Origin of the sequence: Asticcacaulis sp. AND118, from assembly GCF_020535245.1 — a bacterium.
In the GTDB taxonomy this organism is placed as follows: Bacteria; Pseudomonadota; Alphaproteobacteria; order Caulobacterales; family Caulobacteraceae; genus Asticcacaulis.
Genome location: NZ_CP084911.1, coordinates 707,781 through 721,519, shown reverse-complemented (window position 1 = coordinate 721,519; position 13,739 = coordinate 707,781). Strand labels below are relative to the sequence as shown.

The window sequence follows — 13,739 nt, the reverse complement described above, 5'->3', positions numbered from 1 at the left end:
GTAAAGATAAATGGGAGCCGTCATGACCGAACTCAACCGTCGCCGCCTGCTGCAAACCGCCGCCGTCACCGGGGCAGTTCTCTCAGCCCCTAGCGCAGTCGCGGCGTCCGGAGCAACTGAGAGCGCCATCGACTTTTTCCCTCAGGACGATCTCGGTCCGCGTGAGCGTGTCTCGCTCGATCTCGACTGGCGCTTCGCCTTCGGTCACGCCACGGACATGGCTAGGGATTTCGATTACGGACTGGCGTTGCGCACCCACGCCAAGCAGGGCGCGCGCGTCGCTAACTGCGTCGGTCACGACTACGACGACTCCAGATGGCAGAAAATCGATGTGCCGCACGACTGGGCCGTCGCCTTACCGTTTGCGCAAGGGGCCAAGGGCGCGATCGCCAATGGCGAGGACGAGCCGGATATGCTGGCCGCGCACGGCTATAAGCCTATCGGACGTGATTTTCCGGAGACCTCGATCGGCTGGTATCGCCGCGTGGTGCCGGTGTCGCCGGCCGATAAGGGCAAGCGCCTGTGGATCGAGTTCGACGGCGTGTTCCGCAACGCCATGATCATCTTCAACGGCTTCATCCTGAAGCGCCACGAAAGCGGCTACACCTCGTTTCAGGTCGACATCACCGACTTCATCCATACGGACGACAAGCCGAACCTCCTGACCGTCCGCGTCGATGCGACCGAAGGCGAAGGCTGGTTCTACGAAGGCGCAGGCATCTATCGCCACGTCTGGCTGGTCAAGACGAACGCCGTGCACATCCCGCAGTGGGGCGTGTGGGTACGCGGCCAGACGGACGGCACGGTCGAAATTGAGACCACGGTACGCAATCGCGGTGAGGCCGCGCGCAATCTCACGCTATCTCACAAGATCGATTTTGGTGCCCCCGTTGTTGGCCATCTGCCCGCCAATTGGGCGCTCGATTCCGCAGGCGCAATGCGCACGGCTACGGCATCAGTCGGTGACACCACCATAACCGACCGCACTACGCTGCAACATCCCATTCTGTGGTCGTTGGAAAACCCCCACCTCTATCAGCTTGAAACACAAATCCTCGACGGCGAGACCGTGCTCGACACCGTCATCACCTATTTCGGCCTGCGCGATATCCGCTTCGACGCCGAAAAAGGCTTCCTGCTCAACGGCAAGCCGGTCAAGCTCAAGGGCACCAACAACCATCAGGACCACGCCGGGGTCGGGGCCGCCATCCCGGACGCCCTGCAACTGTGGCGCTTGCAGCAACTGAAAGACATGGGCTCCAACGCCTATCGCTGCTCGCACAACCCTCCCACACCCGAAGTGCTGATGGCCTGCGACCGGCTGGGCATCCTTGTCATCGACGAGACGCGCAAGATGTCGTCGTCCGAAGACGGCCTCTATCAGCTTGAGGCCATGATCCGCCGCGACCGCAACCACCCGTCGGTCATCGCATGGTCAATTTGCAACGAAGAACCCCTGCAAGGCACCGAGCGCGGCATTGAGGTCGCCCGGACCATGAAGGCTCTGTGCAAGCGTCTCGACCCCACCCGCCCGGTGACGGCGGCGCTCGACAATTCCTACGGCAAGGGCATTACCTCTGTCGTCGATGTGCTGGGCTTCAACTACCGCCATCATCTGATGGAAAAGTTCCACGCCGACTATCCCAACATCCCCATCTACGGTTCGGAAACCGGATCGACCGTCTCGACGCGCGGGGAATACGTCACCGACGCGGCCAGGTCCTTCGTGCGCGCCTACGATACCGAGCATCCGTGGTGGGCCTCGACCGCCGAAGCCTACTGGCCACTGTTCGACGACAAAGCCTTTATCGCCGGGGGCTTCATCTGGACGGGCTTCGATTATCGTGGTGAGCCGACCCCCTATAATCGCTGGCCGGCCATCTCGTCGCAGTTCGGCATTCTCGACACCTGCGGCTTCCCGAAGGACAACGCCTTCTACTATCGGGCGTGGTGGAAGAACGAGCCTTTGCTGCACCTGTTCCCGCACTGGAACTGGGAAGGCCAGGACGGCCAGACCATCCCCGTGTGGGTCCATTCCAATCTCGATGCCGTCGAACTGTTCGTCAATGGCAGGTCCCAAGGCAAAAAGACGGTCGTGAAGAACCGTCACCTCGAATGGGATGTCGTCTATCAGCCGGGCAGGATTCAAGCGTTTGGCTATAAGGGCAATAAGGTGGTGATGAAGACGGTGCGCGAAACCGCCGGTCCGGCGACAAAGCTAGTCCTGACGACCGACCGCACCGCGCTCAAGGGCGACGGGCGCGATGTAGCTATTCTCAAGGTCGAGGCTTTCGACGCCAAGGGCAGACCGGCGCCCAAGGCCGATAATCTGGTTAAGTTCAGTCTTTCAGGCGGCGGTACGGTGATCGGAGTCGGCAACGGCAACCCGGCCAGCCACGAGGCCGACAAGGCCTCGGAGCGCAGGCTGTTCAACGGTCTGGCCCAAGCCATCGTTCAAACCGCTATCGTCCAGACCGGTCGCTCGCCGGGGCGCATCACTGTGACGGCGTCGGCAGAGGGCCTGAAATCGGCAAGCGTCACGCTGATCGCCGATTAAGCGGCAACCAGCGCCAGCAGCGCCCAGATCGCGACGGAGAATGCCGAAACCGCCAGCAGACCCATGGAACGGTCGTGCAGCGAATCGGAATGGTGATGGTCGTGGTGCAGCGCTATGCTACGCATGTTCGCCTCCTTGGCTTTGTCTTTTGACGTTAACGTCAAATATAGGCCTTGCCGGGCAAGGAGGCGACGCGCAAAACGGGTAAAATTGTCAGGACGGCATCAGGAATGCCGTTCAATTCGATGGAAAACGCGGCATGAAAGCCTGTCTCTTCTTGTTTCTGAGCGTTCTGGCCGCGCCGGCCCTTGCCGGTGAAGCGATCAGCGGGCGGTTTAATGCCGATCCGTCGCCGCATGTCTTCAATGGCAAGGTCTATCTCTATGCCACCGACGATGCCTCCAATTCCGGCACATACTGGGATTCGACAAGCTGGCGGCTCTACACGTCCGACGACCTGAAAACCTGGCGCGACGACGGTTCTTTTCTCGATGTGAGCGTGTTCAAATGGGCGCGCCCCGATGCCAAGGCCTGGGCGCCGGAAGCCGCGTTCCGAAATGGCAAATACTATTTCTACGCGCCCGTGGGCGGCGATAAGATCGGCGTGGCGGTGGCGGACAAGCCCGCAGGCCCTTATCGCGACGCGCGCAGCGACGCCCTGATCGACAAGGCGCGCGACGCCAATGCCGGGGATGAGCCCATCGATCCGCAGGTGCTGATCGACGATGACGGTCAGGCCTATCTGACCTTCGGCACACGCGTGCCCAAGATCGTCAGGCTGAGCACCGATATGACCTCGCTGGCCGGACCGATCGAGAATCTGGTCATCAAGGACTTTCCAGCCGACGATCCCAAGAAAAAGTACGGCGAAGCCCCGTTCCTGCACAAGCGTAACGGCCTCTACTATTTCAGCTTTTCGACCGGTTGGCCGGGTCAGATCGTCTATGCCACCTCAAAGACGCCGATGGGGCCCTATACCTATCGCGGCGTGATTTTCGACTATCTGAAAATCTCGACCAACCATCAGGCGATCATCACCTTCAAGGGAAAGACGTACTTCTTCTACCACGACAACCTGCTGCCCGGCGGCGGCGATCACAAACGCTCCATCGCCGTCGAAGAACTACATTATAATGCCGATGGCGCCATCCGGCAGATCGTCGCCAAATGATGCCTTTTAGGCTGGCATTGGGGCAAATCTGACGGCATAGATAATCATCAGACAAATAAAAGAGGACGCCAGATGTCGAAATCGGTGAAGAAAACGGTCATGTGTTCGGTGGCCATGGGCGTCATGCTGCTGGCGACCGCGCCGGTGCTGGCCCAGACGGCTCCGGCGGAGTGGGAGGCGCCGGAAGTGGTGGCGGTGAACCGCGAACCGATGAAGGCAACCTTCTTCAATTTCGAGGACCGCGCTCTGGCGATCCGTGGCGACAAGACGGCCTCGAAGCGCTATTTGTCGCTCGATGGCGCCTGGGATTTCAAATTCTCCAAAGGCGTCGATAACCGCCCCAAGGACTTCTATAAAACCGGCGCGGACTTGACCGGCTGGGACACGATTCAGGTCCCCGGCATGATCCAGGCGCAGGGCGACGGCAGGTTCGGCCTGCCCGAATTCTACAACATCAAATACCCCTTCCCGATGAACGAACCCCACATCCCGCACGATATGATCGAGGTGGGTTCGTACAAGCGCCGCTTTAACGTGTCGAACGACTGGAGCGGTCAGGACGTCTTCCTGCATATAGGCGCGGCCGGCGCAGCCTATTATATCTGGGTGAATGGCGAGAAGGTCGGCTACTCCGAGGACTCCAAGCTGCCCTCCGAGTTCAATGTCACGAAGTTCCTCAAGCCAGGTCAGAACGAGATCGCGCTGGAAATCTATCGCTACGCCGACGGCTCCTATCTGGAGGATCAGGACTTCTGGCGACTGTCGGGGATCGAGCGCTCGGTCTATCTTTACGCGGAGCCGAAGACGCGGCTGCGCGATTTCACCGTGACGGCGACGCTCGACAAGACCTATACCGACGGCGTCTTCGCGCTGGAGGCCGAACTGGCCGGGGCCAAGGGAACAGCCACGGTCAGGGCCACCGTCTATGACGGCGACACGCAGGTGCTGAAAACCACGGGCAAGGCCCGCACCGGAAAGCCCGCAAAGCTGACCGGCACGCTCAAGAGCGTCAAGCCGTGGACGGCGGAGACTCCGAACCTCTACCGGCTGGTGATCGAAGTTACCGACAGCAAGGGCCATCTGATCTCGGCCACCTCCAAAAAGATCGGTTTCCGCACGGTGGAAATCCGCAATGGCGAGGTGCAGGTCAATGGCAAGCGCATTCTGATCAAGGGCGTCAACCGTCACGAGCACGACCCCAAGACCTACCGCGTCATCGCACCGGAACTGATGCGCAAGGACATCGAACTGATGAAGCAGGCGAACGTCAACGCGCTGCGCACCTCGCACTATCCCAACGACCCGTATCTCTACGACCTCGCCGACGAATACGGCCTCTACATCATGGACGAGGCCAATATCGAGAGCCACGAGTATATGGACGCCGCCGACAGGAAGGCGGCCCAGACCGGCAATCCCAAGGCGCGTGAGGAAATTCAGCTCGGGTACAAGCCGCACTGGGCGACGGCGCATCTCGATCGTATCTCCAGAATGGTCGAGCGCGACAAGAACCACCCCTCGATCATCTTCTGGTCGCTCGGCAACGAAGCCGGCACCGGCCCGAACTTCGAAAACGCCGCCAAGTGGATACGCCAGAACGATCCGACGCGTCTGATCTCCTATCTGGGGCACGGCACGTTAAATAACGATCACCAGCCCAACGCTTACGTCGATATCTACGCGCCGATGTACGACGACATCGACCGGATCAACGACTATGCCGAAGACCCGCGCTTCAAACAGCCGCTGATCCAGTGCGAATACGCCCACGCCATGGGCAACAGTCTCGGCAATCTCGAAGACTACTGGGTGTCCATTCGCGCCCACAAAAAGCTTCAGGGTGGCTTCGTCTGGGACTGGGTCGATCAGTTCGTCGATGGCACCGATGCCAAGGGTAAACACTACTGGGCCTCCGGCTTCGATGTGAACCCGGAACGCGGCGACAATTCGGTGGTCGGCGACGGCGTGGTCAAGGCCGACCGCACGCCCGATCCGGAATATTACGAACTGCAGAAGGTCTATTCGCCGGTCGTCTTCGAAGGCGAGCCAGAAACGGGTAAGGTGCGCGTCGTCAACCGCCATGATTTCCGCGACCTGTCGGGCCTGGATTTCAAGTGGTTGCTGCTGAAAGACGGCGTCATTGCCGATCAGGGCACACTACGCGGCGTCAATGCCGCCGCCGCTACGTCGGCGGACATCCCGCTGGCCCTGCCTGCCCTGCCCGATGACAATGCCGAATATATACTGACGATGGCCGCCACGGCCAAAACCGACAGCATCAAGGGCGTACCGGCAGGTTCCACCGTTGGCTGGAGCCAGTTCGTCCTGCGCCCGGCCTCGGCCCCCATGGAGGCCACAGCCTTCGTCAAGCCCCAGCAGAAGGGGCAGACCATCACCCTCAGCGCCGCCGGGCGCACGCTCAGCATCGACGCTGCGACCGGCCTGATCAGCGTGCAGGCGGGCGGCAAGACGCTCCTCAAGGGCGGCTCACCCAACTTCTGGCGCGGCCTCACCGACAATGACGAAGGCGGCCGCGTCGCCACCAGCCACGCCGTCTGGAAGTCCCTGACCGAAAACCGCCGGGTGCGGGACCTCAAGGTCGAGGCTGACCGCGTGCAGATCCTCTTCGTGCAGGGCGCAGGCTCGGTGACGTTCACCGTCACCTATCGCCTGCGCACCGATGGCAAAATCAACGTCACCGCCGACTTCGATCCGGTGAAGGACGACCTGCCCGATCCGCTGCGCGTGGGTATGCGTTTCGATACGGACCCCTCGCTGGCCAATCTCGAATGGTACGGACGCGGCCCGCAGGAATCCTATGTAGACCGCCAGACCGGCTACGCCATCGGCCGCTATAAGGGCACGGTGGCCGATCAGTTCCACGACTACGCCCGCCCGCAGGAAACCGGCAACAAGACCGATGTGCGCTGGATCGCCGTCTCCGACACCTCCGGCGCAAGCGTGAAGGTCAAGGGCGCGCAGCCCCTGAGCGCCAACGCCCTCGCCTTCCCCTACGAAGACCTCTATGCCCGCCCGCGCGGCCAGTGGCGCTCATCCGACATCGTCCCGCGCGGTGACGGCACGCTACTGATCGATCTGGCTCAGGTCGGGGTCGGTGGCGATACCGGCTGGTCGCTGGATGCCCGTTCGCTGGTCAAGTATCGCATCCCGCTGAACCCGCAGAGCTATAGCTTCACGATCGAGACGATAGCGCCGTAAAAGGGCAAGGACGCAGGGGCCACAGGCCCCTGCACCCCGATACTGGGTGGATAAGCGTCAATTGCAGCGCATGTGGTCGCCGTGAATAGGGCGAAGCCCCCCTTATTCATATCCATCCGGCACTAACCGAACGATCTTAAATCAACCCGCCTTAGCCACCTGCGTCAGCGCCTCGCACAGACGAACGACGCGTTCAGCCGTAGCCTGAGCTTCACTGAGTTCGACGCTTTCCGGCTGCGTCAACATGGTGTTAAGCGTCTGGCTCGACTGTTCGAGCTTGCGCAGGGCCAGCATCACCGCTTCGTCACGCAGGCGGTTGTCCTCCTGAAGCGCGCGCAGGGTCTGGCGCACGGCGGCTTCTTCGCGCGCGCTTTTCAGCACGTAAGAGAGTTGGTGCGAGACGAGCCGCCAGTTGAGCGGCTTGATGACGAAAGAGGTGGCGCCATTGGCGAAGGCCTTGTCGACGGCCAGCATGTCTTCGCGGCCGGTGGCGACGACGACGGGGACGTGGCGGTGAAGCGGATCGGCGCGCATCAGGCCCAGCAGTTCGAAGCCGTCCATGCGCGGCATGTCGAGATCGAGCAGGACAATGTCATAGGTGCTGCGGCTCATGCGCTGCCAGGCGTCTTCGCCGTCTTCGGCCACTTCGACGCTGACTTCGGGTGTGGCCAGATGGGTGGCGGCAAATTCGCGCAGGATGGGGTCATCATCCACCACCAGCAGGCGCGCCGACTCGAAATTGACAAAATAGCTCATGGTGGGAAACACTTACTGCGTTAGGGCCGGAGCGGAGCGGTTCGGCCCCACCCCTTCGGGCACCGGCACGCCGGACCCGGCATAGTTTTTGTTGATCACCAGCACCGGGTCCTTGCGCAAGGTAATGGTGCGGGCAACGATGACGCTCCAGGCGGAATCCTGCGCGACGCTGCCGGCGGTTTCGATTTCCAGCTCGGCATTGGGGATGTAGATGGTCCCCAGAAGCTGGCTGACGCGGTCGGACTTGATAGAGAAGGTCTGGGTGTTGTCACGCGACGTGGCGATCAGGAAGCCCGCGAACTTGCCCGATTTGCGCGCGGTCAGACGCACCTCGCCCTTGTCGGCAATATCGATCTTGTCGTCGCTGTCGAAGATCAGCACCACGTCGTCACCGGTGAGTTGCGCCACGTTCGACAACTGAATTTTTGACATGAAATAGTGCTCCCCCGGCAGCAGATGAACGCGCCCGGACCCGCCCACCTGCAGCAGGCCGCAGTGCACGCCCGGCGGCAGGGTCACCGATTGACTGCTCAGGACCCTGATCTCCAGCGGCAGGCTCAGGCAAGGATAGGGCGGCTTGAGGTCCATATCGCTGAACGGATCGGGAATGGTCATCGCGCCTTCGCCCGCCTGGGGACGGGTGATGCCGGTTACCTTGCCGGTCGCCTGAATGCGCTCGGCCTCGATCATGGCGCCCGACTCGACGATGATGTCGTGATTGGCGTGGATGGCGCAGCCCGCCGCCTTGATCAGGGCCGTATTGCGTACCGTCAGGCCGCCGTCCTTGGTCTGCAACACGCACAAAGGCGTTCTTTGCAGGTTCTCGGCGCGCGCCAGAATGTTCAGTTCGGTGCCGAAGGTGATAGCGCTGAAGATCGGTTTGCGTTTGGCGAGGCCCCTGACCTCGACCGTGCCCTTTTGCAGGTCGGTCGTGGCGGTGAAGGTGACATCGACACTGTCGCCTATACCCTGAAGCTGCTTATAGGCGGTCTGGGTGGCGAAACTGTTGATACCTGACGTATTTTGCCCATAGGTGGCCAGAGTCAAACGACCGGCCCCGGCCAGTGCACCCGCGTCTGCCGCTTCCTGAAGAATGGTCTTGTCGCGGCTGACCGCCGTCAGTTCCACGGCCCCGCCGACAGCCAGCATCAGGGGTACGGCCAGCAATGTGACCGTGATCCCCGCCTGTCCCCCCTGCGCCTTTATAAAGCCGAACATGCTGACCTCTTTTGCGTTCTTGTAACATAACCGCGTTAACAGCTTGTTTCGGCATAGGTTTCGTTTTTGACAGAGGCGTATCTTTTTAAACCTCTGTTTAAGAGGGCGCAGGCTAGGCTCGGCGGATGCGCAAACGAGTCCGAATCAGCCGCCGCGGCCAGACACACCGGGGCTTCCACAGCCGGCTGAACCGTCTGGTGGTGGGCTGCGTGCTTCTGGCCTGTCTGCCGGTCGCCGCATTGTTTGTCGCCAACGAAGCCAGTCGCTACGGCGAGACGCGCTGGTCGACGCTGAAGGCGGCTGCCGACGTACTGGCGTCCAGCACCTATGAGAGCGTGGAAGGCAGCGACGCCACCGGCGCCTTTCGGGCGATCCGCGCCGTCACCCGCACGCCGGGCATCGTCTATGCCCGCGTGGAAACGCCAGCGGGCGTGATGGCCGAAACCGGCAGCGGCGCGCGGCTGAAATCCGACGTCAGCGTCGATGGCAAGGGCGCGCCCCCCTCGCTTTCGCACCTGTTATCAACGGGCTCGATCGAAATCCGCGCACCGATCGAGCGTGAGGGTCGCACCTTGGGGCATGTGGTGGTGGTCCATCGCGCTTCGGGCATAGGCGCGGGCCTGTTCCGTACGCTGGCGGGTATTGGCCTGATGGCGGTAGCGTCGGCCGGCATCGCGCTTCTCATCGCCAATCGCCTGCAACGCCGCCTCGTCCGACCGCTGAGCGACCTGACCCGCACGATTGCGGCCGTCGCCGAAAGCGGTAACTTCACCCGCGTCGAAACCCAGGCCGACGACGAGGTGCGCACGCTGGTCGACGGCTTCAACCTGATGGCCGAGGCCATCGACAAGCGCGACCGGCAGATCGAAGCGCATGTTCAGGAACTGGAAAGCGAGGTTACGGCCCGTACGCAGGATTACCGCGTGGCCCGCGACGAAGCCAACGCCGCCAATGCCGCCAAGTCCGAATTTCTGGCCACCATGAGCCACGAAATCCGCACCCCGATGAACGGCGTCATGGTCATGGCCGAGCTTCTGGCCGGCGAGGCCCTGCCGCCCAAGGCGCGCCGCCACGCCGACACCATCGTGCGTTCGGGGCGTAATCTTCTGTCGGTTATCAATGACATTCTCGACTTTTCCAAGATCGAAGCCGGGCGCATGGATGTCGAGATCAGCGAGGTCGATATTGTCGATCTGATCGATGAAGTCGTCGCCCTGTTCCACGACCGCGCCCGTGAAAAGGGGTTGGAACTGGTCGCCTTCGTGCATCCGAACGCGCCGCGGCTTGTGCCAGCCGACAGGGTGCGGCTGGGTCAGGTTATCGCCAATCTGGTCTCCAACGCCGTCAAATTCACCGAGCGCGGCCACGTCACGATCCGCCTGATCCCTGACCGCGATCCGGGCCAGTGGCGGCTGGTGGTGGCCGATACGGGCATCGGCATCGCGGCTGACAAGCTGGACAGCGTGTTCGGCGCCTTTACACAGGAAGACCAGACGACGACGCGGCGCTTCGGCGGCACGGGTCTGGGTCTGTCGATCGCCAGGCGGCTAGTGGAGGCTATGAACGGCGCTATCGCCGTGACCAGCGAACAGGGCAAGGGCACGCAGTTCCATGTGCGTCTGCCACGCCAAGCTGGCGGGCCTGTGGCCGCCCCGCCCCGGCTGATGACACCCGCAAGGCTGCAATTGGCGGTCGCCGCACCGGCGCTGGCGTCCGCCCTGAAGGCGCGTCTCGAAGCGGCGGGTTTTGTGATCGACGACACCACGCCGGACCTGATCCTGGCTGATGCCGATAATAGAGCCTCACTCATTGCCGGCTCCGCACCTCTGATCCTAATCGCCGATATCCGCGACAGTGAAGCCGAAGCCTGGCGTGAGGCCGGGCGCTGCGCGGCCGTTCTCAATCTGCCCTTGCGCCATCGCGACCTCGACCGCCTGATTACGGCCGTCTCCGAAGGTGAGCCCCTGCATCAGGAAACGGAGACGGTGCCAGAAACGGTGGCGGTGCATTATCCACGCGCCCGTGTGCTGGTCGCCGATGACGCCGAGGTCAATCTGGAGGTGGCGCGCGAGTCGCTCAGCCGCTTCGGCATCGACTGCACCACGGCCATCAACGGAGCCGATGCGCTGACGCAGATGGCAATGGCGGCCTTCGATCTGGTGCTGATGGACGGCTCCATGCCCGAAATAGACGGTTTCGAGGCCACCAGACGCTGGCGCGCCCGGGAAAACGATACGCACCTGCCCATCGTCGCCCTGACCGCCCACGTGGTCGGCAAGGCGGCCGAAGAATGGCGCGCCTGCGGTATGGACGCCGTACTCCACAAACCCTTCACGCTTCAGGCCCTGGCCGACATTCTGGAGCGCTTTCTGCCGCATCTGGCCGTGCCGGTCGAAGGCTCGGCTCCGGAAGCCGAAACACCGCCGCTGCCCATACAGAGTGACTGGCTGGACCCCACCTTCGACGCCCTTCTGCGCGGTTCGGACGCCTTCCGCGACCGTGTAGTCGGGCTTTACCGCGCCCATGCCCCCGTCACGCTGAAGACGCTGGTGTCGGCGCTTAAAGACAATAACGGGCAGCAGGTGGCTTCCGGCGCCCACGCCCTGCGCTCGATGAGCCTCAATCTGGGGGCCCGGCGTCTGGCCGATCTGGCCGGCAGCATCGAGGCGCTGGCCCGGCAGACGCCCCCGGCGCTACGGCTGGGCGATGGCGAGGCGCTGGCCGACGCGCTGGCGGCCACGCTGGCCGAGATCGATCGACGGCTTCCGGCAGCGCCCGCCGCACCGGCCCCCGTCGTCGGCGACGAGGACAGTGTGCTGCTGGCGCGCCTCGACGACGTGCTGGCGCAAGGTCGTCTCGAAGTCATGTATCAGCCGATCTACGACCGTCTCGGTGAGGCGATCATTTCGGCGGAATGTCTGGTGCGCTGGCCTTCGGACGATACGGATATTGTGTCGCCGGCCATCTTCGTGCCGCTGGCCGAACGCACCGGTCGCGTCATCGGCATCGGGAGACGGGTCCGTGAGATCGTCTTCCGCGATGCGCCGCGCCTTGGCGAGCTGCCGCTGGCCATCAATGTATCGCCGGTCGAACTGGACCAGCCGGAGTTTGAAGCCGACCTGCTCGCCGCCGTGCGCGCCGCGGACCTGCCGCCGTCGCGCTTCGTCATCGAAGTCACCGAAACCGCCATTCTTGGCGATCCTGAGCGCATGAACATCGTCTTCGAGCGTCTGCGCAAGCACGGCTTCCGTCTGGCGCTCGACGATTTTGGCGTCGGCTATTCGTCGCTGACCGCCCTGCACCGCCACCCCTTCGACAAGATCAAGATCGATCAGGAGTTCGTGCGCGGGCTGGACGGCGAAGCGCGCAAGGCGCTGGAGGCGCTGGCCATCATTCAGGCGGTATCGGGCATCGGCCGCGCCCTTGGCATGCAGGTCGTGGCGGAGGGCGTTGAAACGCCGGCCCAGCATCAGCATCTGAAAGCCGCCGGCGTCCATGCCATGCAGGGCTATCTCTTCTCTCGCCCCCTGCGTGTCGACACTTTGGTCGAAAAGACGTCTCAGACTCTGCTGCGTAAAGTCGGCTGAGCACCTTCCGAAAAGTGTGCAACGGTTTTGGCTGCGCCGAACTACGTTTGGGGCGTAAAGGCGCGACAAACAAAGGATTAAATCGCAAACGCACAGGGCCTCCGCCGAAGCGTAAGCCCTGCACGCCGGATGCGTGATTTCTGGTTTTAGTTCGGGTTACGCGACACCTTGGCATTGCCCGAAGCGTTACCGCTGGCCGAGACGCCGTCCTTGCTGGCGCTGGCCTGACCATTGCCGGAGCCCGAAGCATCGGCATCGACCGTGCCCACCTGACCGCGCGCCTGCCCGATCTTGTCGCGGGCCGAACCGGCGGTGTTGCTGGCCATGTTACGGGCGGTCGCACTGGCGTCGCGGGCCTTCCGGCCTGCCGCCTGAGCGGTGTTGCGCACCTTGCCGGTCGCGCCCGCCGTATCGATAGCGGCATCACCCGTCGCGCTGCCATTCCCGCTACCGCTCAGCGAATTACCGAGCAGATTGCCCTGAGCCGAACCGCTGCCGCTGGCCGCGCCCGTCGCCGAACCGGTCATGTCACGTTGCGCAACGGTCTGAGCCGCATTGCGGGTCTGCGAGACGGTATTGCCCGCCGCATCGCCGGCCTTGTCGCGCAAGCCACTGCTGGCTGAGGCCGTACGATCACGGGCCGCGCCCGTCAGGTTGGTGGCGCGGTCGCGTAACGCAGCGCCATCAACGGTTGATGAACCTGCGGCATCACCAGCGCCCGCCGCGCTGAGACCGTCGCGGCCGATCGAACCGTTGCCCGCGCCGTTCAGGGCACCGGAGGCGGAATTGCCGGCACGCGAAACCTGACCGCTCAGGCTACCGGCGGCATCGCCATTGGCCCGGCTGTTATCCTGGGCACGGCGCGCCTGCTTCTGCGCTTCACGTTCAGCGCGTTCGGCCTGCTTCTGAGCTTGTCTTTGGGCACGGTCGGCTTCGCGTTGCGCCCGCTGGGCGGCGCGGTCGACGGAACCCAGCGCATCACGGCTGCCGAGATCGCCTCCCAGGCCGCTACCGAGGCTGCCGTTGCCCGAACCGCCCAACGTACCGCCGATCATGCCACCGGACTGGCCTGCGCCGCCGGTCAGGCCGCCACCTAGACCGCCGCCGCCGCCACCCAGCAACTGGGCATTGGCGCCCGACGCGATCAGCGACACCATGGCGGTCGTAACGAAAAGGGTCTTGAAGGTCATTGTCTAATCTCCTGTGCGTTTTGAACTGGCCGTTTTGCGGC

At 63.0% G+C, this 13,739-nt stretch carries 8 protein-coding genes; 4 read left to right on the top strand and 4 right to left on the bottom strand.

The annotated features are described in order from the left end of the window. Positions 1–22: 22 nt before the first annotated feature. Positions 23–2,557 carry a beta-galactosidase GalA gene (galA, locus tag LH365_RS16655; RefSeq protein ID WP_226745684.1) on the top strand — a complete coding sequence of 845 codons (2,535 nt, stop codon included), beginning with the start codon at positions 23–25 and terminating at the stop codon, positions 2,555–2,557. Here galA and LH365_RS18665 read toward each other — a convergent pair. Beyond that, positions 2,554–2,682, bottom strand: a complete 129-nt coding sequence (locus LH365_RS18665) for a hypothetical protein (RefSeq protein WP_255606750.1) — start codon at positions 2,680–2,682, stop codon at positions 2,554–2,556. The genes galA and LH365_RS18665 overlap by 4 nt on opposite strands. A gap of 134 nt (positions 2,683–2,816) precedes the next feature. On the opposite strand from LH365_RS18665, the gene LH365_RS16650 reads away from it, so the two are divergent. Both LH365_RS16650 and LH365_RS16645 read left to right on the top strand, forming a co-directional pair. Next, entirely contained in the window at positions 2,817–3,728 is a 912-nt protein-coding gene (locus LH365_RS16650) for a family 43 glycosylhydrolase (RefSeq protein ID WP_226745683.1), read from the top strand. A 72-nt stretch (positions 3,729–3,800) separates the two neighbouring features. Continuing rightward, the gene (locus LH365_RS16645; RefSeq protein ID WP_226745682.1) at positions 3,801–6,947 is read left to right on the top strand and encodes a glycoside hydrolase family 2 TIM barrel-domain containing protein; all 3,147 of its coding nucleotides are present in this window, start codon (positions 3,801–3,803) and stop codon (positions 6,945–6,947) included. A 141-nt stretch (positions 6,948–7,088) separates the two neighbouring features. Here LH365_RS16645 and LH365_RS16640 read toward each other — a convergent pair whose 3' ends face one another. Beyond that, a complete protein-coding gene (locus LH365_RS16640) occupies positions 7,089–7,703 on the bottom strand; it encodes a PleD family two-component system response regulator (protein ID WP_226745681.1) in 615 nt (204 codons plus the stop codon). Between the two features lie 12 nt (positions 7,704–7,715). Next, positions 7,716–8,921 carry a pilus assembly protein TadG-related protein gene (locus LH365_RS16635; protein ID WP_226745680.1) on the bottom strand — a complete coding sequence of 402 codons (1,206 nt, stop codon included), beginning with the start codon at positions 8,919–8,921 and terminating at the stop codon, positions 7,716–7,718. 125 nt (positions 8,922–9,046) lie between these two features. On the opposite strand from LH365_RS16635, the gene LH365_RS16630 reads away from it, so the two are divergent. Then, complete coding sequence (locus LH365_RS16630) at positions 9,047–12,508, top strand: EAL domain-containing protein (protein ID WP_226745679.1); 3,462 nt, start codon at positions 9,047–9,049, stop codon at positions 12,506–12,508. 146 nt (positions 12,509–12,654) lie between these two features. Here the strand turns inward: LH365_RS16630 and LH365_RS16625 are convergent, their stop codons facing one another. After that, the gene (locus tag LH365_RS16625; RefSeq protein WP_226745678.1) at positions 12,655–13,698 is read right to left on the bottom strand and encodes a hypothetical protein; all 1,044 of its coding nucleotides are present in this window, start codon (positions 13,696–13,698) and stop codon (positions 12,655–12,657) included. Positions 13,699–13,739: the final 41 nt, after the last annotated feature.